This window comes from Devosia algicola, from assembly GCF_028816455.1.
Classification (GTDB): domain Bacteria; phylum Pseudomonadota; class Alphaproteobacteria; order Rhizobiales; family Devosiaceae; genus Devosia; species Devosia algicola.
This window is the reverse complement of sequence record NZ_CP118246.1, coordinates 915,381-937,069: the sequence shown is the minus strand read 5'-3', so window position 1 is coordinate 937,069 and position 21,689 is coordinate 915,381. Positions and strand designations below refer to the sequence as shown.

12 protein-coding genes and 4 pseudogenes are annotated in these 21,689 nt (G+C 58.3%); 8 read left to right on the top strand and 8 right to left on the bottom strand.

Going from position 1 to position 21,689, the window contains the following annotated elements:
* Positions 1 to 729 precede the first annotated feature (729 nt).
* Both PSQ19_RS04870 and PSQ19_RS04865 read left to right on the top strand, forming a co-directional pair.
* Positions 730 to 1,113, top strand: a complete 384-nt coding sequence (locus PSQ19_RS04870) for an NADH:ubiquinone oxidoreductase subunit NDUFA12 (RefSeq protein ID WP_282219836.1) — start codon at positions 730 to 732, stop codon at positions 1,111 to 1,113.
* Between the two features lie 83 nt (positions 1,114 to 1,196).
* Positions 1,197 to 1,562 carry a DUF2155 domain-containing protein gene (locus tag PSQ19_RS04865; RefSeq protein ID WP_407649142.1) on the top strand — a complete coding sequence of 122 codons (366 nt, stop codon included), beginning with the start codon at positions 1,197 to 1,199 and terminating at the stop codon, positions 1,560 to 1,562.
* A 219-nt stretch (positions 1,563 to 1,781) separates the two neighbouring features.
* Here the strand turns inward: PSQ19_RS04865 and aat are convergent, their stop codons facing one another.
* The 5 genes and pseudogenes from aat to PSQ19_RS04840 all read right to left on the bottom strand — a co-directional run bounded on the left by aat (position 1,782) and on the right by PSQ19_RS04840 (position 5,898).
* Positions 1,782 to 2,453 carry a leucyl/phenylalanyl-tRNA--protein transferase gene (gene aat, locus PSQ19_RS04860; protein ID WP_282219835.1) on the bottom strand — a complete coding sequence of 224 codons (672 nt, stop codon included), beginning with the start codon at positions 2,451 to 2,453 and terminating at the stop codon, positions 1,782 to 1,784.
* 107 nt (positions 2,454 to 2,560) lie between these two features.
* Positions 2,561 to 3,908, bottom strand: a pseudogene (gene accC / locus PSQ19_RS04855) (acetyl-CoA carboxylase biotin carboxylase subunit).
* A gap of 13 nt (positions 3,909 to 3,921) precedes the next feature.
* Positions 3,922 to 4,404: an acetyl-CoA carboxylase biotin carboxyl carrier protein gene (gene accB, locus PSQ19_RS04850; RefSeq protein WP_282219834.1), complete on the bottom strand. Its 483-nt coding sequence runs from the start codon at positions 4,402 to 4,404 to the stop codon at positions 3,922 to 3,924.
* Between the two features lie 37 nt (positions 4,405 to 4,441).
* Positions 4,442 to 4,877, bottom strand: a pseudogene (aroQ, locus tag PSQ19_RS04845) (type II 3-dehydroquinate dehydratase).
* Positions 4,878 to 4,968: 91 nt separating this feature from the next.
* Complete coding sequence (locus PSQ19_RS04840) at positions 4,969 to 5,898, bottom strand: DsbA family protein (RefSeq protein ID WP_282219833.1); 930 nt, start codon at positions 5,896 to 5,898, stop codon at positions 4,969 to 4,971.
* A gap of 170 nt (positions 5,899 to 6,068) precedes the next feature.
* Between PSQ19_RS04840 and PSQ19_RS04835 the strand changes: the two genes are divergently transcribed.
* Positions 6,069 to 7,187 carry a pyridoxal phosphate-dependent aminotransferase gene (locus PSQ19_RS04835; RefSeq protein ID WP_282219832.1) on the top strand — a complete coding sequence of 373 codons (1,119 nt, stop codon included), beginning with the start codon at positions 6,069 to 6,071 and terminating at the stop codon, positions 7,185 to 7,187.
* A 667-nt stretch (positions 7,188 to 7,854) separates the two neighbouring features.
* On the opposite strand, the pseudogene PSQ19_RS04830 reads toward PSQ19_RS04835, so the two are convergent.
* A pseudogene (locus tag PSQ19_RS04830) lies at positions 7,855 to 9,930 on the bottom strand (Rne/Rng family ribonuclease); the annotation flags it as partial.
* 609 nt (positions 9,931 to 10,539) lie between these two features.
* On the opposite strand from PSQ19_RS04830, the gene PSQ19_RS04825 reads away from it, so the two are divergent.
* From PSQ19_RS04825 to prfB, 4 genes and pseudogenes are all read left to right on the top strand, one after another.
* Positions 10,540 to 11,751, top strand: a complete 1,212-nt coding sequence (locus PSQ19_RS04825) for an N-acetylmuramoyl-L-alanine amidase (RefSeq protein ID WP_282219831.1) — start codon at positions 10,540 to 10,542, stop codon at positions 11,749 to 11,751.
* Between the two features lie 205 nt (positions 11,752 to 11,956).
* Positions 11,957 to 14,405: pseudogene (locus PSQ19_RS04820) on the top strand (penicillin-binding protein 1A).
* An 82-nt stretch (positions 14,406 to 14,487) separates the two neighbouring features.
* The gene (locus PSQ19_RS04815; protein WP_282219830.1) at positions 14,488 to 14,907 is read left to right on the top strand and encodes a peptide deformylase; all 420 of its coding nucleotides are present in this window, start codon (positions 14,488 to 14,490) and stop codon (positions 14,905 to 14,907) included.
* Between the two features lie 68 nt (positions 14,908 to 14,975).
* A protein-coding gene (prfB, locus tag PSQ19_RS04810; RefSeq protein WP_282219829.1) for a peptide chain release factor 2 occupies positions 14,976 to 16,098 on the top strand; the annotation gives its coding sequence in 2 pieces (ribosomal slippage) (positions 14,976 to 15,044 and positions 15,046 to 16,098; 1,122 coding nt in all).
* Here prfB and PSQ19_RS04805 read toward each other — a convergent pair.
* Both PSQ19_RS04805 and PSQ19_RS04800 read right to left on the bottom strand, forming a co-directional pair.
* Positions 16,012 to 17,280, bottom strand: a complete 1,269-nt coding sequence (locus PSQ19_RS04805; protein WP_282219828.1) for a M23 family metallopeptidase — start codon at positions 17,278 to 17,280, stop codon at positions 16,012 to 16,014. The genes prfB and PSQ19_RS04805 overlap by 87 nt on opposite strands.
* Before the next feature lie 170 nt (positions 17,281 to 17,450).
* Positions 17,451 to 17,939: a peroxiredoxin gene (locus tag PSQ19_RS04800; protein ID WP_282219827.1), complete on the bottom strand. Its 489-nt coding sequence runs from the start codon at positions 17,937 to 17,939 to the stop codon at positions 17,451 to 17,453.
* A 726-nt stretch (positions 17,940 to 18,665) separates the two neighbouring features.
* Here PSQ19_RS04800 and PSQ19_RS04790 point away from each other — a divergent pair.
* Positions 18,666 to 21,668 (top strand): hypothetical protein, encoded by a 3,003-nt coding sequence (locus tag PSQ19_RS04790; RefSeq protein ID WP_456077516.1) that lies wholly within the window; start codon positions 18,666 to 18,668, stop codon positions 21,666 to 21,668.
* Positions 21,669 to 21,689: the final 21 nt, after the last annotated feature.

Here is a 21,689-nt window from a genome sequence, read left to right as displayed (position 1 = left end):
ACCGCTGCCCGCAATAGGCTTCACTCTTCAAATCTGTTTGACGCTTTACCAACGGTCCGCCGAGGCGGCCATGACTTGCCCTGTGCCTTGCTCACCGCCCGGTCTTGCGCCAGTGGTTTATTGCAAGGCTTTGCCAGCGGCGCCGAAGCATTGCTGACCGTCACAAACATTCTGCCGATTCAAAGGCTGCGTCAACGTCGATAATCAAGCACTAGTGGTTCGACGGAGATAAAAATCTACAAGTAGTAGGGGTAAGGTGTGGATTGCGGGGATAATTTTCAACCGCTCAAGACACTATCCACACAGAATTTTGATCCCGCCATGGCGGCGATGGCGCTATCACATCAGAGCAGATTTCACGCATAAGCCAATGCAAAATCTCACTGTTAAGGCGGCAATTTTCGCGGAGCGGATTTGATAGCACCGAGCCGGTCCAAAGCACGAATCGAGCGCCCGCTCTGTCAAGTTGATTATTGTTGGGGTGGGGCGTGATGGTAGCGCCAAGTCGGTGACCATAGATCAATACCTCTGGCGCGCCAGACGTTCCAATTGGCGCCGAACTTGCGCTCCGACGCCTCGGTGACGCATGGTTTGTTGCCGGAAACCGGTTCCCATTCCCGGCATTGCGGGCACAGGCTTTTTCCGCACGATACTCTAGGCGTACGGATGGTGTCGTGGTACATCGTGCCAATGGCAGCGCGTGAGTTGCAATACGACGGATAGCATACGATGAAACAGTTCCTCGCGGAGATATTTGTTTGGTGGCACGGGCAGACCTGGGGCACACGATTGTGGCTCTGGCGCTTTGCCAAACATGTCGGCACCGATGAGCTGGGCAATAAATACTATCTCGATGCCAAGACCGATCGCCGGTTTGTCACCTACAATGGCCCCGCCGAAGCGTCAGCGATTACAATGGGCTGGCATGGGTGGATGCACCATCGCACGAATATTGTGCCAAGCGAGGCAAACTATAAGCCACACGCATGGGAAAAGCCGCATCTACCAAACATGACCGGGACCGCTGCTGCCTATGTGCCGGATGGCAGCATGCTGGCCAAGGGTACTCGTCCACGCGTTTCGGGCGATTATGACGCCTGGTCGCCTGAATAGGTCATTTGATATTCCGACCATGATAAAGTGCGCTGCCCGACTGGGCGGACTGATCATGCTGGCAGGGAGCGTATTTGTTCCCCATGTTGTCGCCGCGCCGATTGCCAACCGGGTGGCGACGTTTGCCGGGCTGGACAAAATTACCGCTCAGAATCACCCATTTTGACGTCTATATCGGCGAAACGGTGCTGTTTGGGGCGCTGGAGATTACGCCACGCGCCTGTTACAGCCATCCCCCCAACGAAGTGCAGCGTACCTCCTCGTTTATTGAAGTTGACCAGCGTAGCCTGACCGGTTCAAGCCAGCGGATTTTTACTGGCTGGATATTTGCGGATAGTCCAGCGCTCAATGCCATTGATCACGCCGTATATGATGTGTGGTTGATCGACTGCAAGAACAGCACCGACGTGCCCCCACCCGATGAACGCGGCGCATCCACGACGCCGTGAGGCGAATGATGGGCCGACGTGGTGGTGACACCGGGTTTTCCGATATTTTGAAGCAAGTTGGTATAGTTGGCGTCCCCGCGCCAGCGCAGTTTGAAGCTGTTGCGCGCTATTTCCACCGTAACAAAGTGTGGTCATGTCACGATGGATTCCGGCCTGCGCCGGAATGACCCGGTGGGGAGAAGATGGGGGATGATTGGACAGGCATTGCCTAGCGCTCGGTCACCGTGGCGGGGTTTTGGGAGGGGGAGCGGGGACAGTGGGGAGGCGATCCAATCGGGACCAGTCGCCTTCGACGCCAAGAGCGTTTGCCAAGCGGACTTCATAATCTTCGCGCGGGATTTCGATACCGCCGAGCGAGGCGAGATGGTCGGTGAGAAACTGGGTGTCGAGGAGCTTGAACCCGCCAACGTTCAAGCGGTTGACCAGATGCGCCAGGGCGATCTTGCTAGCGTCGGTGCGGCGGTGAAACATCGATTCGCCAAAAAATGCACCGCCGATGGCCAAACCGTAAAGGCCGCCGACCAGTTCAGCGCCGTCCCAGACCTCCACCGTATGGGCAACGCCACGGCGAAAGAGATCGGCATAGACGGCGCGGATGGAGGCATTGATCCAAGTGGTCTCGCGGTCCGAGCCAACGGTGGCGCAGCCCTCGATAATCGCGGGAAAATCGGTATCGACGCGAACCACAAAATTGTTGCGCCGTATCGATTTGCGCAAGCTCGCTGATAATTTGAATCCACCAAGCGGAATGATCCCTCGCATGTCCGGGCTGACCCAGAACAGGTCTGTGGACGATGCATCTTCGGCCATCGGAAAAATGCCCGCCCGATAGGCGCGGACAATGAGTTCGGGCGTGATCTCGATATTGAAGGGATCAACGCGCGTGGCCATCACTGCCTCCTGTTCACTGGCCGGAAACCCAATTGCCGGACAAAGTCGACCGACCGAACGGTTTCACCGGTTCAGAGCCGCGGCCGCCAACACGGCCGCTGACAAGGCTAAGCCTTGTTCTCCGACAGATATTTTTCCAACCAGTGAATATCATACTTGCCCGCAATGATATCGGGTTCGCGGATCAGCCTCTGGAAGAGCGGCAAGGTGGTTTTGATGCCGTCAATGACGAATTCATCAACGGCACGACGCAGCCGATGCAGGCACTCCTCGCGGGTCCGACCGTAAACGATCAGCTTGCCGATCAATGAGTCATAATAGGGCGGAATCTTGTAGCCCTGATAGACAGCGGAATCGACGCGGATGCCAACGCCACCAGCGGGATGATAAAATGTAATGGTGCCGGGCGAGGGGGCAAATGTCTGAGGATCTTCAGCATTGATGCGCACCTCGATGGCATGACCATAAAAGCTCACCTGCTTCTGGCTCATCGAGAGTTTTTCGCCCGAGGCGACGCGAATCTGTTCGTAGACGATGTCGACGCCGGTAATGCGCTCGGTGACGGGATGTTCCACCTGCAGGCGCGTGTTCATTTCGATGAAATAGAACTCGCCGTCCTCGTAGAGGAATTCAACGGTGCCGGCGCCGGAATATTTGAGCTTGCGCATGGCGGCGGCGCAGATTTCGCCGATCTTGTCGCGTTCATCGGGCTTGATCGTCGGGCCGCCGGCCTCCTCCCAAACCTTTTGGTGGCGGCGTTGCAAAGAACAATCGCGCACACCTAGATGAACGGCATTGCCTTGACCGTCGCCGAGCACCTGCACTTCGATGTGGCGGGGCTTGCCAAGATATTTTTCCATATAGACGGAGTCATTGCCAAAGGCGGCCTTGGCTTCGGTTCGGGCCGTTGACCAGGCGACCAGAACATCGGCCTCGCGCAATGCCACCTTCATGCCACGGCCACCGCCACCAGCTGTCGCCTTGATCAGAACCGGATAGCCGATTTCCTTGGCGGTCTTGAGGGCGTCCTCGTCGGACTCGACCGCGCCAACCGAACCGGGTACGACCGGAATGCCAAGTTCCACAGCGGTTTTCTTGGCTGTGATCTTGTCGCCCATGATGTCGATATGGTGAGCGGACGGGCCGATAAAGGTGACGTTATGCTCGGTCAGGATCTGAGCAAAACGGGCGTTTTCTGACAGAAATCCATAGCCCGGATGCACGGCGTCGGCACCAGTGATTTCGCAGGCGGCCATGATCGAGGGAATATTGAGATAGCTGTCCTTGGCCGATGGCGGACCAATGCAGACGCTTTCGTCAGCCAGCCGCACATGCATGGCGTTAGCGTCGGCGGTCGAGTGCACTGCCACGGTTTGAATGCCCAGGCTCTTTGCAGGCACGCAGGATACGCAGGGCAATTTCGCCGCGATTGGCGATCAGAACCTTCTGGAACACGAGGAAGCCCTCCCTATTCGATGACAACCAGCGGTTCGCCGTATTCGACCGGCTGGGAATCCTCGACCAGGATGCGCGTGACCGTACCAGAGCGGTGCGCTGGAATCTGGTTCATGGTCTTCATGGCCTCAATGATCAGCATTGTCTGACCTTCGATAACCTTGCTGCCAACCTCGACAAAAACAGGTTTGCCCGGCTCTGGCGCGCGATAGGCTGTGCCGACCATGGGCGACACCAGGGTGCCAGGATTGCCGGCAAGATCGTCAATCTCGGCAGCGGCGGGCGCAGGCACGCTGGCAGCCGGGGCCGCAACCGGGGCAGCCGGTGCGTGCGCGACGGGCGGGGCCGCGTAGGTCACTGTCTCATTGGCATAGGAACGCGTCACCCGGACCCGGAAATCCTCCTGCTCAATTTCGATCTCCGCAAGATTTTCCTTGTTGAGAAGTTCAGCAATTGCCCGGATCAGGTCCTGATCCACTTGAGATGCCTTGGTCATTTTCTGGGTCTCCCGCGCCAACGCGATGATCCTTATTCTAGAGTTTTTCAGCCAGTGCTCGAAGGGCCAATTTATACCCCGTCGCGCCCAAGCCGCAAATTACGCCCATCGCCACGGCTGACACATAGGAATGATGTCGGAACGGTTCACGCTGGTGGATGTTGGAAAGGTGCACTTCAACAGTCGGCACACCGACCGCCTTAAGTGCATCGTGAATGGCAACCGAGGTGTGTGAATAGGCTGCCGGATTGATTATTATGGCGTCTGCATCCTGGGGGGCGGCCTGAATCCAGCTGACCAGGCTCGCCTTCGTGGTTGGACTGCCGAAAGTCCACTTTAAGGTCCAGTTCAGCGCCGGTGTCCTGGCACAGCTTTTCGACATCAGCCAGGGTTTGAGCGCCATAGATGCCGGGTTCACGCGTGCCAAGAAGGTTGAGATTCGGCCCATTGATGATGAGTATGCGTTTCGCCATGATAGAGCCTTTTGCACCGGCCCCTGCGCCAGCGCAAGGCCGACTATGCGAATTGCACTAAAAAGGCAGAGGAACGCGGCAACTGGTGCTGCTATCCCTCACATTGGGTCTCGCCGCAGGCGCGCATATTGGCGATGCGGGCGCGAAGATCATCAAGGCCGATGGCCCCCGGAATGACCTCATTGCCGATAATGTAGGTCGGGGTGCCGGTGATATTGAGGGCCTTGGCAATGTCGTAGGAGGTCTGGATGGTTTTGCCGACCAGATCCGAATTCATTTCCAGTTGCAGATTTACCGGGCTCAATCCGACGTCCTGGGCAGCGGCCAAAGCTGTATCGAGATCGTTCTGGCCACGACCGGTGAACAGGGCCTGATGAAAGGCCCAATAATCGGCGTCGCTCTTGCCAACCAAAACAGCCACCCGGGCTGCATCAAGTGATCCTTGAGACAAGATCGGGAACTCTTTGAGGACAACCCGCAAATTGGCATCGTCGGCCAAAAGGCTGGCCAAATCAGGCAGGGCGCTACGGCAGTAGCTGCAATTGTAATCGAACATCTCGACCAGGGTCACGTCGCCATCAGGATTGCCGAGCACGACCTGATTGGGATCGTTGAAAATCACGTCCTTCATCGATGTGATGGCAGTCCGGGAGGCTTCGGCTTCGGCGGTACGGGTCTTGGTTTCGAGGGCATTTGACAGGCGTTGGAGAATTTCGGGGTCGCTCATCAGATAGTTTTCGATCATCGGATTGAGCTTGTCAGGGTCAATTTCAGCAACCTCGGGCGCAGCAGGCACTGCGGCGGCGCTGGCGGCATCATGCTCGGTGAGCATTTCGGCAACGATGGCTTGCACGCCAGCTTTGTCGATCGGTGTCGGCGGGGCTTCCTGCCTGGCCAGCACATCGGACACTACAGCGCTGATTGCGGTGGTGTCGGGAGCCGGGTTGTTGAGCAGGGAAACGCCAAGTCCGCCAGCCAATATGCCAGCGAGTGCGATCAGGGCAGCAGTCAGACGAGGCATGGTGGCTCCGGGGAATCGATCTTTGGTGCTGGTAACACAGTTACCCTCAATAGAGCAGCCAATGTTAACGCTCTGCGTTGGCGTGTCATCAATTTTGGTTGAGCCTGGAGGCGGTTCTGGGTAGGTCAGGGCAACGGAGGCCTTCATGTCAACATCATCTGCCGAGTCTCATGCCGTTTCGGGCCATGGAGATCCTCAAGCGGGCCAAGGCATTGGAGGCGGTGGGGCAGGAGATTTGCCATCTGGAACTGGGTGAGCCCGGGGCACCGCCGGCACCAAAGGTCATTGAGGCGGTGCGCCGGGTTTTGCCGCAGGTGCAAAACTACACCAACGCCATGGGCATGATTGAACTGCGCGAAAATATCGCCGAGTATTACCATTCCCAGCACAATGTTAGTGTCAGTCCTGGCAATATCGCCGCAACGACCGGGTCGTCGGCAGGCTTTATTCTGGCGTTTCATGCGGCGTTCAAGCCGGGCGCGAGGATCGCGATTACCCGACCGGGCTATCCAGCCTATCTCAACACGCTGGTGGGCATTGGCTTTGAGCCGGTAGAGATCGCCTTGTCGGCACATAATGGCTGGCGGTTGACCGGTGCCGATGTCGAAGCGGCATATGGGCAGCAGCCATTTGAGGGATTATTGTTTGCCAGCCCGGCCAATCCAACCGGTGCGGCGGTCGATAGGAATGGACTGCGGGACCTTGTTTCGACGTGCAAAAAGCTCGGCGTGCGCTTGATTTCGGACGAAATCTATCACGGCCTCGATTATCGCGGGCCGTCCGTTTCGGCACTGGAGCTTGGCCGCGAGGCCATCATCATCAACAGCTTCTCGAAATATTATTGTATGACCGGGTGGCGGATTGGCTGGATGGTGGTGCCGGATGAATTGATCCGCAGGACCGAAATTCTGCAACAGAATCTGTTCATCTCGGCACCGACCCTCAGCCAGATTGCAGCAACGGCAGCGCTTGGGGAACGAGATTATTCCGAGGCGCAGAAACTGGGCTATTCGCGGAATCGCCAGCACCTAAGCGAGGGTCTTCAAATGCTGGGATTTGACCTCGAGCAAGCGTCCGACGGGGCATTTTATGCCTATGCCGGTATCAAAAAGTTCTCTAATGACTCATTGGTTTTTTGCAATGATCTGCTGGAAAAAGCGGGCGTTGCGGCGACGCCGGGTGTCGATTTCGACCGGCAAGATGGACACAATTTTGTGCGCTTTTCCTATGCGGGCAGTCGTGAAACCATGACGATGGCACTAGAGCGAATGGCGGCTTTTCTCCGCTAACGGTTCGATCAAATACAAAAAAGGCGGCCCGGAGGCCACCTTTGTCGTTTCTAACCGAGGCCGAGGCGGCGTTGCCACCATCCGCCCTTTTTCTTTTCTCAGGCTCTGGTGCGCCTTCTGCTTCTGCGGTGGCAGAGCTGGAGGAAACCACTATGCCGTCGGCTGGCAGATCCTTTTTGGGGCGCTTTGATTTGACCTCGGGAGAGGCGGTATCATCGGTCGCGGCCACTGGCTCAGCGGCCTTTGGTGCTTCTTCGCTTGCAGGTGCCACTGGTGCTTCAACTTTTGGCGCGGTGGGTGCGTCGGCCGCCGCCTCAGTCATTGTTGCAGCCTTAGGTTTGCGTACCCGGGGCTTGCGCTTGGGCTTTTCGGGGGCAGGTGCCTCCTCTGCCGGTGCGGTGCCCTCGACCGCAGATGCCGCAGCCTCGTCGGCAGCTTCCGCGGCTTTCTGAGCGGCGGTCTTGCGTGGGCGGCGGGCCCGCTTGGGTTTTTCGGGCACAGGCTCAACGTCGGCAGCGCTCGGGACGTCGGCTGCGGGTGCATCGGCAGATGGTGCCGCATTCGTGGTTGCGGGCTCGTCTGCCGTGCCAGCGGGATGTTCAACCGGTGTTTGCACGGCGTCCGGCGCACCTGTTTCGGCGGCGGACACTTCTGCGCCTTCCTCGTCACGACGATTGCGGCGACCGCCACGGCGACCGCGACGGCGGCGCTTCCGGGGTTCATCATTATCGCCATCGGCAGTAGCTGTTTCGCCATTGTCGCCGGCTTCGGCCTGTGCGGCCTCGGTGTCATCCGATTCCGCGGTTTCCACCGTTGCGGCGGGCGCCCCATTTTGACGCGTGTTATCGTCATTGCGCTCGCCGCCACGCCGACGCCGACGGCGCCGGCGACTGCTGCGGCCATTTTCGCCTTCACTGGCCTCGGCAGCTGGCGTTTCCTCCTCGTCTTCGACAATTGCCTCGTCGGCCTCGTCGTCAATGATCGCACTGTCCACCCGGACGTGTTGAGCCACACGTTTTTCCACATGGGAAATGGCGCGGGCCTCGCCTTTTTCAATAGTGTATTGGCTGCCGGTGAGCCTTGCCATCAGCGGTTATGGTGATCGAGAGCTGGTACTTGTCCTCCAGCGCCGTCAGGCTGTCGCGCTTGAAGTTCAAGATGTAGAGCGCCACGTCAACCGGCACCCGGACGTTGATCGATTGGCCGGGGCGGCGCAGCACATGGTCTTCGACATTGCGCATGACCATGAGCGCCAGGCTTTCGACCGAACGGACCAGGCCGGTGCCATCGCAGATCGGGCATTTATGGGTCGAGGCTTTCAACAACACCGAAACGAATGCGCTGCCGGCTCATTTCCATCAGGCCGAAATGGCTGATACGGCCAACCTGAATACGGGCGCGGTCGTCCTTGAGCGCTTCCTTGAGTCGGCGCTCGACCGCCCGGTTGGAGCGGTTTTCAACCATGTCGATAAAGTCGATGACGACCAGACCGGCCAGATCGCGCAGGCGCAGTTGGCGCGCGACTTCGTCGGCAGCTTCCAGATTGGTCTGGAGCGCGGTGTCCTCGATATTGTGCTCCTTGGTGGAGCGGCCCGAATTGACGTCAATCGAGACCAGCGCCTCAGTCGGGTTGATGACCAGATAACCGCCGGAGGGCAGGGTGACCTGCGGCGAGAACATCGAGTCCAACTGCTGTTCGATGGTGTATTTGGAGAATAGCGGCTGATCATCCTTGTAGAGCCTGCACGTTCTTGGCGTGGCTCGGCATGATCATCCGCATGAAGTCCTTGGCTTCGCGGTAGGCATCGTCGCCAGCGACGAACACCTCGTCGATGTCCTTGTTATAAAGATCGCGAATGGTGCGCTTGATCAGCGAGCCTTCCTCATAGACCAGACAGGGAGCCTGGCTCTTAAGGGTAAGCGAGCGCACATTTTCCCAAAGTCGCATCAGATATTCAAAGTCGCGCTTGACCTCGGCCTTGGTGCGACTGGCACCGGCAGTACGCAGGATGACGCCCATGCCCTGGGGCACGTCGAGGTCCGAGGTGATTTCCTTGAGCCGCTTGCGGTCAGCGGCATTCGTAATCTTGCGTGAAATGCCACCACCACGCGCGGTGTTGGGCATCAGGACCGAATAGCGACCTGCCAGCGACAGATAAGAGGTCAGTGCGGCACCCTTGTTGCCGCGCTCTTCCTTGACAACCTGCACCAGCATGACCTGGCGGCGCTTGATGACTTCCTGGATCTTGTAATGGCGTTTGGCAACCGAACGGCGGCGCTCAGGCACTTCCTCAAGGGCATCGGCTCCGCCAACGGACTCTACGGGCTCGGCATCGGCGGGGGCATCTTCGATGTGCTCAACGCCCTCCATATCCTGAGTGTCAGTTTCGGCGTCGGGCTCGGTGACGCCTTCGGGCAGCGATATATGCTCGTCCGCATCGTCGTCCTTATGGTCGTCTTCCTCGTCGCGCAGCAACGCTTCGCGGTCAGCAACCGGGATCTGATAATAGTCGGGATGGATTTCGGAAAAAGCCAGAAATCCGTGGCGATTGCCGCCATATTCAACAAAAGCGGCCTGTAGGGAGGGTTCTACGCGAGTAACCTTGGCGAGGTAGATGTTACCCCGTAGTTGGCGACGTTGCGCCGATTCAAAGTCGAATTCCTCCAGCCGGTTACCGGATGTGACAACGATCCGGGTTTCTTCGGGGTGGATGGCATCCACCAGCATTCTTTTGGTAGCCATAGTAAATTGCTCCGCGCCTTCGCGCGCCGACAAGGGGGGCCGGATAACCAGCGTCCTGTGCAAGGCGCCATGCGAGGCGAATGGTTTGAGTTGGGTGGCGTCGGCGACGAAAATGTCGGGAGCGCCAAGCGTGTAGGTCACCAGCACACGGTCATTCGTGACAAAGCGGCAATCGCATAGTTCGATCGCATCGCGTTTTGTCCGTCCGTGGGCCATACGACCTCTTCCTATTGGGCACTGCTGCCATGATGGTCAGCTGTAACCGTCCGGCAAAGATTGCCGAAATTCCTTGGGGAGGCGCAGGATTGCCGCTTCTGTGCCGGGAGTCGACATCATGCCGACCTCTTCGCCCCGACCACTTTTCGCGCCGATGAGAGAGCCCTCTGGCTACCCAAACTGGTGCTGCGAAAAGCTGCTGCCTCTATCTATAGCGTGTAGGGGGCCTGCACCAAATTGGCAACAGGAAAGTCGTTGGCTCTGGCATTCTTGGCAATTTAGCAGCGAGTTTACCAGTTTGATTCATGATTGATTGACTATCGTGATTGTGCCGTAGAATCGCCTTTTGAGTGATAGAGACCGGCTGGCAACTTATTTGGGAGCGCCATTTCAGTGTTCAAATCACTCGTTTTCGCCGCTATCACGGCCTGTCTGGCCTTTGTCTCGACCGGGGGGCAGGCGCAGGAAGAGACCGACCAGGCATCGACACTGCCAGCGGTGCAGGAGGTGCGCGTCTCGGCGACACCGGAGCGGGCGCGGCTGGTGATTGATCTGGGCGCGCCGACCGAGTTTGCAATGGTGTCGCTTGACGGACCCAACCGGCTGGCGATCGATGTGCGGGCCGACAGCGTGACCGCCAAGGAGGCGGGCAAGGTGGCGGGGGAGGGCATCGTATCGGGCTTTTCCGTGGAGCAGGCGGGCCCGGATCGCGTGCGTACAATATTGACGCTGGCGGCCCCGGCACAGGTGCAACAGGCCTATGTACTCGACCCGTTCGAGGATCAACCGGCGCGGCTTGTTGTGGATGTCATACCCGCGGCCGCCGAGGTGTTCGCTGCCAATGTGGCCACGGATCTGGCAGCGACCGACGATATTGCCAAAGTAGAGGTCAGTGGACAATCGACGCCTGCGGGCGGTTCGAACCTGCCCATTGCCACCAAGCCGCTGGTGGTGATCGATCCGGGGCACGGTGGCATCGATGGCGGCGCGGAGTCGGCGGATGGGGTCAAGGAAAAAGACATCGTCCTGGCGTTCGCGCTCAAGCTTCAGGAATTGTTGATGGCCTCGGGGCGATTCGATGTGGCCCTGACCCGCGAGGATGATACCTATCTCAAACTTGAGGATCGGGTGGCGCTGGCGCGGCGGAACAAGGCGGACCTGTTCATCTCCATCCATGCGGACACATTTCAAAAGTCCGAGATAAGAGGTGCCAGCATCTATACGCGCGACGAGAATGCGACCGATGTTCTGGACAAGGTTCTGGCCGACAATGAGAATAAATCGGACGTCATTGCGGGCTATTCCATGCCCAAGATGCCGCCGCAGGTTGTTGATATTCTGGTCGATTTGATGCGTCGCGAAACGCGTGTGCAGTCCTATAAGGCGGCGAGGGACATCGTGCACCAGATGGAGCCGAGCGTGCAGTTGCGCCGCTATCCCGAGCGGCAGGCCGACTTTTTCGTACTGCAGTCGCCAGATGTACCCTCGATCTTGCTGGAACTCGGATTTATTTCCAATCCCACAGATATTGCCAACCTGCTCAAGGTCGACTGGCGTGACCGCACGGCAGATGCGGTGGCGCGCGGCATTTCGAGTCTATTTTGATTCGCTCAAGCAAGATGAGTAGCTGTGGTTTTTTTGCAACCTGAACCGCTAAGTGGCATCTACCGGCGCTGGTTCTGAGCCTTGTGATCCACATTTGCTCGCGGCTCTGATATTGATTCTCATAGTAAAAAGTGACGCCAACTGATTTGCGCCATTGATCTTGATGCCTGTCGAGGGATGCCTCGACCCTGAGGAATTTGACTAGATGCTGCGTTTACTCGGCGCGTTTTTTGGCTTCGGCGTATTTTTGGCCCTGGGTGTCGTTGTCGTTGCCGTGGTCTATCTGGCCAGTTTGTCATCGCAACTGCCAGACTATACCGTGCTCAAGGACTATCAGCCGCCGGTCACAACACGTTTGCACGCCGCCGACGGCACGCTGCTGGCTGAATATGCGCGGGAACGCCGACTGTTCCAGCCTATCGACACGATGCCGCCATTGCTGCTGCACGCCTTCCTGTCCGCCGAGGACAAGGATTTTTACAATCACGGCGGCATTGCTATCGACGGTGTGGTTCGCGCCATGCGCGACAATATTTTGCAGCAGATCGACGGCGGGAATGGGCCGCTGGCCGGCGCGTCAACAATCACCCAGCAGGTTGCCAAGAATTTTCTGCTGTCGAGCGAACAGACCTGGGATCGCAAGATCCGCGAAGCCATCCTGGCGATCCGGATCGAGTCCACCTTTTCCAAGGACAAGATTTTCGGGTCTCTATCTCAACGAGATATTTTTAGGGTTGAATTCATACGGCGTGGCGGCGGCAGCGCTGAATTATTTTGACAAGGCACTCTATCAACTTGATCTGGCGGAGGTGGCCTATATCGCGGCGCTGCCAAAGGCACCCAACAACTACCATCCGTTCCGGCGGCCGCAGGCGGCGATTGAACGTCGCAACTGGGTTATCGACCGGATGGTGGAAAATGGCTACGCCACGGCGGAAGAAGCCGAAGTGGCCAAAAACGAGCCGCTCAACGTGGTGCCCCGCGTCTCGGGCAGCCAGATTTATTCGGCGGAGTATTTTACCGAGGAAGTGCGGCGCGAGTTGGCAAAACTCTATGGCGAGGATCAGCTTTATGGCGGGGGGCTGTCGGTGCGCACCACGCTTGAGCCGCAACTTCAGGGTTATGCACGCCGCGCACTGATGGATGGCTTGATCGCCTACGACCACGGGCGCGGATATCGCGGACCGGTGGCCAGTATCGAGATTGGTGCAGATTGGGGTGAGGACATTGCCAAGATTTCGCCCTTGAGCGACGTACCGGAATGGACCCTGGCGGTGGTGCTGGAGGTCTCTGGCAATCAGGCAAAAATAGGCCTGCGACCCGGATCAGACATTGATGGTGGTTTGCTGCCCGAACGCACCGAAGGCACGCTGGCCGGACCAGACGTGAAGTGGGTCAGCAAATCGATATCGAGCCTGCTCAAGGTCGGCGACGTGATCTATGTCTCGCCGGTGTCGGGCAAGGTCGGCAATTATACGCTGGAACAGGTGCCGCAGATCGAGGGCGCGCTGGTGGCGATGGACCCGCGTACTGGCCGAGTGCTGGCCATGGTTGGCGGGTTCTCCTACGCCGAATCCGAATTTAATCGCGCTACCCAGGCGATGCGGCAGCCGGGATCGTCGTTCAAGCCTATCGTGTATTCAGCAGCGCTGGATAATGGCTATACCCCCGCGTCGGTGGTTCTGGATGCGCCGGTGGAAATTCGTCAGGATGACGGCAGTATGTGGCGGCCGGAAAACTACGCGCAGCAATTTTACGGACCGCAGACATTGCGGCGCGGGATTGAGCGAAGTCGTAATGTCATGACGGTTCGGCTGGCGCGCGATATCGGCATGCCATTGGTGGCCGAATATGCGCGATTGTTCGGTGTATATGACAAGCTGCAGCCGGTGTTGGCGATGGCACTGGGGGCGGGTGAAACCACGGATATGCGCCTGACCTCGGCCTATGCCACCATCGCCAATGGCGGGCGCAAGATTGTGCCGACGCTGATCGACCGTATTCAGGATCGCTATGGGCATACCGTTTATAAGCACGATCAGCGTCAATGCGAAAACTGCAATGCCAAGGATTGGCACGGGCAGGGCGAGCCGCAGATCCTGGATAATCGCGAACAGGTGCTCGACCCGATGACCGCCTATCAGATTACCTCGATGATGGAAGGTGTGGTTCAGCGTGGCACGGGCACGGCGGCAAAAGTGCTCAATCGTCCGGTGGCCGGCAAGACCGGTACCACCAATGACTACAAGGATGCCTGGTTTCTTGGCTTTACACCGGAACTGGCGGTGGGCGTTTATGTCGGCTATGACCGACCGAGATCGATGGGGCGCTCGGCGACCGGCGGCACTTTGGCGGCACCGATTTTCACAGCCTTCATGAAAAATGCATTGGCGGGCAAGCCGGTCACCGATTTCGCCGAACCGCCGGGTATGGACGATGAGTGGATCAGTCCATCGTCGGGCGTTCGCACTGCCGGTGGTGCCGGCTCGATTCGTGAAGCGTTCAAGCCGGGCACCGGGCCAAACCTGGCGTCGTCGGTCATTGGCGTCGATTCCGGATCGTTCGTGTCGGTTCAGGATCAGCAACGCATGGTGGACAATCCGGGGCAGGGCACGTTCATGGACCCCAATCTCGGACGTGGCGGCCTGTTCTGATTGCCTGACTTTGTGACCTATCCAAACCCGATACTGGACGCGAAAGCAGATGCCGCGCCAATCGAGGTTGGACTATTGAGAATTGGCCACGACTTGCTGGCCGCCCAATGTGCGGTCAGGCTCGCATGGTCTGGCAGCGGCGCATATCGGGATCAGCGCACCGGTGATTGTCCTGAATCTGGCCGCCACAGGCGCCGGGCGCGATGACGTGCTGTTTTTCAATCCGAGAGTAACGGCTGTCTCTGAAACAATCGAATTGGGGTCCGAAGCGTCAGTCTCGATGCCGGGGGTCGCGTTGCAGGTGGCCCGACCGGTCTGGGCGGAATTGGACTATCAGGACGAGACAGGGCAGGCGCGCCAGGCTCGGCTGGAGGGATTTGCCGCCCGCTGTGCGCTGCACGAAATCGATCAGGTCAATGGCGTATTTTTCCTCCGGCGCGTGTCTCGTCTCAAACGCGAGGCGGCCATCAAGCGCTACCGCAAGCGTGCACAGGGTGGCTGATCGCGCCGCGTGGCTTGATCCATGGGGCGGGCTCGGTTACACGAACCCCACAAGCAGAGGAAATTGTGATGCGTACGGAAGTTGAAAAGGCCGTGGCCGGAATTGAGCAGGTGTTGACCCTGCTGAGGAGGCATCTTTGACTGGGATACAGCCCAACTCCGCCTCGACGCGCTGAACGCGCAAACTGAATCTCCCGATTTCTGGAATGACCCTGAAAAAGCCCGCATTGCCATGCGCGAGCGTGACGATCTAGACGTTGCGGTCAAGGCCGTGCACGAGTTGGAAAGCGGCATTTCGGACAATGTGGAATTGATCGAACTGGGCGAGGCCGAGGGCGATAGTGAGATAGTTGCCGAAGCAGAGGCGGCGCTGTTTGACATGCAAACGATGGCGCGGCGGCGCCAGATAGAAACGTTATTGTCGGGCGAAGTCGACAGCAATGATTGCTATCTCGAAATTCATTCGGGCGCCGGGGGGACCGAGAGCCAGGACTGGGCCAATATGCTGTTGCGGATGTATACCCGCTGGGCGGAGCGGCGCAAAATGAAGGTCGAAACCATCGAAATGCACGATGGGGAAGAAGCGGGCATCAAATCTGCCACCATCCTGATCAAGGGTCACAACGCCTATGGGTGGCTCAAGACCGAAAGCGGCGTGCATCGGTTGGTGCGCATCAGTCCCTATGATTCCGCCGCACGGCGGCACACGAGTTTTTCGAGCGTCTGGGTGTTTCCGGTTGTTGATGACAGCATCAATATCGAGATCAATGAATCTGACCTCAAGGTTGATACATATCGGGCCTCGGGCGCCGGCGGACAGCACGTCAACACCACTGATTCTGCGATCCGGATTACCCACGTTCCAACGGGCATTATCGTTGCCTGCCAGGCTGAGCGCAGCCAGCACAAGAATCGGGCGACGGCGATGGCGATGCTCAAGGCGCGGATGTATGAGGCGGAACTGCAAAAGCGCGAAGAGGCCGCCAATGCCCAGGCCGCCAGCAAGACCGATATCGGTTGGGGGCACCAGATCCGCTCATATGTGCTGCAACCCTACCAGATGGTCAAGGATTTGCGCACTAGTGTGGAAAGTGGTCAACCGGCCCTAGTGCTTGACGGTGATATCGACCAGTTCATGGAAGCAGCACTTGCCCAGCGGGTTGGCGTTGCGACCGATACCGAGAGCGACTAGAACGCCAAACATTCCGATAGCGTCGGCACTTGGGTTCCGGTTATTTGGCGTCTTTTTTTCGGATATCCGGTTCCGATCCCGGCTTCGCGGAACAGGCAATTTCCGTAGATGCGCTAGGCTCAGCAATTGTTGCAGGCGCTTGCCGGTGCTGAGATAGTTTAGCGGATTGATGGCGTGACCGTTGCGCCGCACCTCAAAATGCAGGTGCGGACCGGTTGAACGGCCGGTCGAGCCGACCTTGGCAATCGGGGTGTCGGCACCGACCTTCTGGCCCTTTTTCGAGAGGAAAGCGGACAGGTGGCCATACCGGGTCACGAGGCCGCTGGGATGGGTTACCTCAACGCAATTGCCATAGCCCGATTTCTGGCCGACATAGGTGACGATACCGGCACCGGCGCTATAGACAATGGTGCCAGTGGCGGCGGCAAAATCCAGACCCGAATGGAACGCGGTCTTGCCTGTAAAGGGATCGGTGCGATTGCCGAAGGTCGAACTGCGACGATAGCCGCCGTTCAGCGGCATGTGAACTGGCGCGTCGGCAATGGCGTTTCGCGCCGTCTTGTAGCGCACCAGAGCTGCCATTGTGGAGTTGGCGTCGTCAACCAGCGTGCTGGATTGGGCGCCGGGGACGGCGGGCAGGAGCGGACCGCCAACACCCAATTCGTCATCATCAGGCATGGTGACGGTGATGCCCAATTTGTCGAGTTCGCGAACGATACCGGTGGTTTTTTCGGTGGCTGACTGGGAAATGGCGCTCATGGCGTAGCGGGTTTCGTGCATCATTGCCGAGACTGAACGTGCCGTTTCATCAATCTGGGCATTGCCGGTGACGACCGGGGAAGCATCGTCGGCACTATCAATCGCCGCTTTCTGGCTTTCCGGGGGCGGGATAGCATCAATGCCCAATGCTTCGGCCTTGCCAACCAGCACTTTTACCAATTGCTGTTGTTCGAGCAAAACTTCCTGCTGCTGGGAGACTTCCTGAAGTTGCAGGTTCAAGTCCCCGGCCTGAGCGTAGCTGCGTGAATTCAGACGGTCGACCTCGATCCGCAGCTGATCGATGCGCTCCTCATAGGCATTGATAATCTGATCGTTCTGGCCGTTGGCGATGGCGGCGATGTCGGGCGAGAGCAAAAAGGCGGTGCCCATCAGCACGTTACCTGCGAACAGCACGGTGAACATGGAATAGTACAACGCCGGGTGAATGCCGAATTTTCGCGTCTTCGGGGCGGCGTTTTTTCTCCACCCCGGGCAAACCCACCTTGATGACGCATACAACTCACCCTGAACACTCGTGCTATAGTGTATCAACGGTAACTGTGTATGGTTAACAAGCAGGTAAACGGCGTTGATCAATCAGTGTGCGGGCCGGGTATCAGTTGCTTTAGCCGGGCAAGCACACGCGCTGCATGTCCCTTTATCCGAGCGACGGGAATGATGTCGGCAATGGTGCCATCGGGCCCAATGATGATGGTGGTGCGCACAATGCCCATATATTCGCGCCCGTAGTTTTTCTTGAGGCGCCAGATATTGTATGGGCCGATGGCCTTGTGGTCCGGGTCTGACGCCAAGGGTACCTGCAAACCATATTTGTCGCGAAAGGCGCAATGGCTGGCGACATCATCGGGCGAGAGGCCCAGCAAAGTCGCTCCCAATGCCGCAAATTCGGCGTTGAGTGCTGAAAATTCCTGGTTTTCGACAGTGCAGCCCTCGGTATCGTCCTGGGGATAGAAAAACAGGATGACGGTGTGGCCACGATGCCGGGAAAGCTGAAAAACCGTACCTTGATCTGTTGGCAGGGCGAAGTCGGGCGCTGCCATGCCGGGGGTTAGTGTTTGCATTGTCGCTTCCCTATGCTTTGGTAACAGTGTTTTCACCGTGTATCGCCATATTCCAGCCGGTATGATTGGCCAAGACGCGCACGTTGGCGGTGATTCCGCGCTTTCGTTAGTATATGACGGCTCATGCCGTAACAATTGGCACAGATGAATTGGGCTGGTCTGGCGATGTGCGAGGTCGGCGGGACCTGGCAGGAGGGGACCAAGATCGCGGCGAATCCCTATCCGGATGCAAGTAAAACCAATCGCCAAGGCCACGAAGGCACCCTCGCCACGCCAATCGGTTCGGCGCGCATCGCCGTTGCCCCGCGCCGCGCGAATTGTTGCCTGGGTGCTGGGGCTGCCGGCGCTATTGTCGCTGCTCGTCTATGTCGTGCTGCTGATGACGCCGATCAAGTTGCCCCTCGGCAGCGACGCGGTGCAGGCGCTCATTTCATCAACGATTCCATCCAGCAGCACGCTTCAGTTGGGCGACATGGCGCTGACGCTTGAATCGGGTATTTGGCCGGTGGTTCAGTTCAGCCCGGTACTGCTGACCGATAGCAATAGTGGCGCGCGGGTTGAAATCGGTGCGCTGGAGGTGGGTTTTTCGCCGGTACGGGCGCTGTTCGGGAAGCCTGGTGCGACGATTACGCTGGTGGCGCCGCACCTGCAGATCGTGCAGGATCTTTCGGGCCTCGCCTTGCCAGTTTCGATGTTGTTGATGATCCAGCAGGCGGACCGCCGACCGTGCGTGTGCTTGAGGGGACAGACGCGTTTCCCGCCGCCGATATTTCGACCGACGGAATCGATTTTGGCGGGCCGCTGCCGACGGCAACAGGTTCAAGGCTTCGGTCGGACAATGACTGGTTGATCTATAATCTCGAGGCGATGGAGCAAGGCGTCGCCCAGATTGTCGAGCAGGCAGCGCATGGGCGGTTTTCAAAACTGGTGATCAGGGATGGTATCGTTGATACCACTGACTCGGTCTATGGCCTGTTCAGGCGCATGGAAAAAGTGTCGCTCAATATTTCGCCCGGCACCGGCAAGGGCAGTGCCACGGGTAGTTTTGCGGCGACGCTGGGCGGTCGCACCATGTTCGGCTCACTCGAGCGTACACTTGATGGAAACGGGGCGGCACGGCTCGAAGCGGATGTCACCAATATAGATTTTTCGTCAATGCTGCCGTTTCTTGACGATCCGGCCAGCCTGCTGGCGGTTCGCGGGGCAGGCGCATTGTCGGTCGATGTGACGTTTGCCCCCGGCTCGGGCAAGCCACAAAATGGCGAGTTCAAGGTCGATTTGACCGGCCTCGACCTGCGCATCAAGGACGATTATTTTCCGATTGCCAGCTCGATCATGGATATTGACTGGTCGCCTGCCGATGCGCGCTTTTCGCTGGGGGAATCGAGTTTGCAGGTGGGGAACAGTGCGGCGCGCGTGGCCGGCGTTTTTGTAATGGGACTGGACAAAACCTTTGGCCCGACGCTTGGCATAGCGCTGCACGCCAGCGATGTCGCCATTCAACCGCCTGATATGGAAGCGCCAGCAAAGCCTTTCACCAGCGTTGATTTTTCAGGCTGGTCGGCGCCACTTTATGGGGCGGTCGGGATCGATCGGCTCTTGGCGGTCAAGGACGATTCCAGAATTGAAACCACCGGGCGCGTCGACATGTTGCGCGCCGGACTGGGGCTTCAACTGACGATTGCGGGTGAGCAGGTCAGTGCGGATGATCTCAAGCGGGTCTGGCCCTCGCTGACCGGTAGCGACAGCCGCGACTGGTTTGTGGCCAATGTGCCCCAGGGCAAGGTTGATACCGCCACGCTCAAGTTCAATTTTCCGGTTGGCACATTGGGGCTTGATGGCGAGGAAAAGCCGATACCGAAGGACTCGATGTCGATCGAGATGGTGGGAACGGGCGTTGCGGTCAAGCCAACCCCGGCCATGGACGCGGTCGCCATCGACGGCAAGATGCGGCTACAGGTGCGCGATTCCGACATTACGATTTCGGCGGATGGCGGCGTGCTCGATACGGATCGCGGACCGATCAAGGTGGGCAATGCCGCCGTGATCATGGATAATTCCGATCCCAACGAAAGTGTCGTCGAAGTGTCGGGAGACATTGACGCTACAATTCCGGCGCTGGTGGCGCTGACACGCGAACAACAACCCGAGGCGCTCGACAAACTGGCGTTGCCGGTTGATCTGAACGCCCTGGCCGGGGCGGTTGACGTCGGTATGGTGACAACGATCAAGCTGGCCAATGAGGCGACGGGTACGCCGATGACAATTGATTATGTGCTGAATGGCTCGATTGATGATTTTGCCAGCGCCGTGCCGATTGAAGGGCGCAAGATTGACAATGGCACGATAAAATTCAGCGCCTCGCAGAATGGCTATCAAATGGCGGGCACCGCTGACATTGACGGCATGAAGGCCGACATTTCGGTCGAGGGTACGCCTGACTCCGATCCGCAGTTCAAATTAGCCTCGGTGGTCGACGTCCAGGACCTTGCGGCGCTGGGATTTGATGGATCGGAATATGTGTCAGGGCAGGCGCGCTGGGCCGCCCAGCCCATGCCGGACGGCACCATACAGGTGGCGGTGGACCTGACGGATGCGGCGCTGACGATCAAGGATCTGGCGATCAGCAAGGCAGTAGGCGAACCCGGTACGCTGCGCGCCGTTGTGAAAATGGACGGAGATGTGACCGAGTTGAGTCAGGTCGATCTGGCATTTGGGCAAACACATTTAGCCGGAACTTTGAAGTATGACGCCAAGAAAGGTCTCGAATCGGCTGAATTCACTCAGTTTGCGCTCAGCGATGGCGACAGCGCCGAGGTTTTTCTAACGCCGACCAGCAGCGGATATGATGTGCGCATTCGCGGCGCACAATTGGATTTGAAGCCGATATTGCAACGCTTTTTCAGCCTGGGCGAGGGCACCGGCGGCGTAGAAGCCACCCAGTTCAAACAAACGTTGGCGCTCGACATCAAATTGGATCGTGCGTTGGGCTCTTATGCCACAACGGCCTTCAATCTCAGCGCCAATTTGTTGTTGCGTGGTTCGGACCTGCGGCGTGCCAGTCTGACGGCGCAGTTCGGTGAAAATAACGCCATCTCGATTACGACAAATCCGACGCCGGAAGGCCGTACCATGCTGGTGGCCTTCAACGATGCCGGAACGATTCTGCGCTTGTTGGGGGTCTATTCGCAACTGGCCGGTGGGCAGGGCAGCCTGGTTCTCAATACCGTCACCGACCAAAATGCGCAGGCGGGCGAATTGCAGATGCGCAATTTTGCCATTGTTGACGAGGCCAATGTGGCGCAGATCCTGGGTAACCATCAGGATTCACGGGCGGCAATCGACAAGCAGAACCGCCTGGATTTCAATAGCGGCGAGGTCAAGTTCATTCGGCGTTCGGACCGGGTGGAAGTGACGGAGGCGATCCTGAGTGGTGCGACGGTTGGCGGCACGGCGCGCGGCTTTATCTATACCAATCAGCGCCAGTACGACCTGACCGGCACCTATGTACCCCTATTCGGTCTCAATAGCGCCTTTCAGAAAATTCCACTGATTGGCCCCTTGTTGGGCGGCCGCGAGGGTGAGGGGCTGGTGGGGGTTACGTTCGCGGTCACGGGACCGCTGGATAATCCAAAATTCAGGATCAATCCACTATCAGCGCTGGTGCCGGGAGCGTTCCGGGAACTGTTCGAGTTCCGGGCAAAAGAACAGCCTCGCGCCGCAGAATAGCGCGAGGTGTCCAGCGTACCG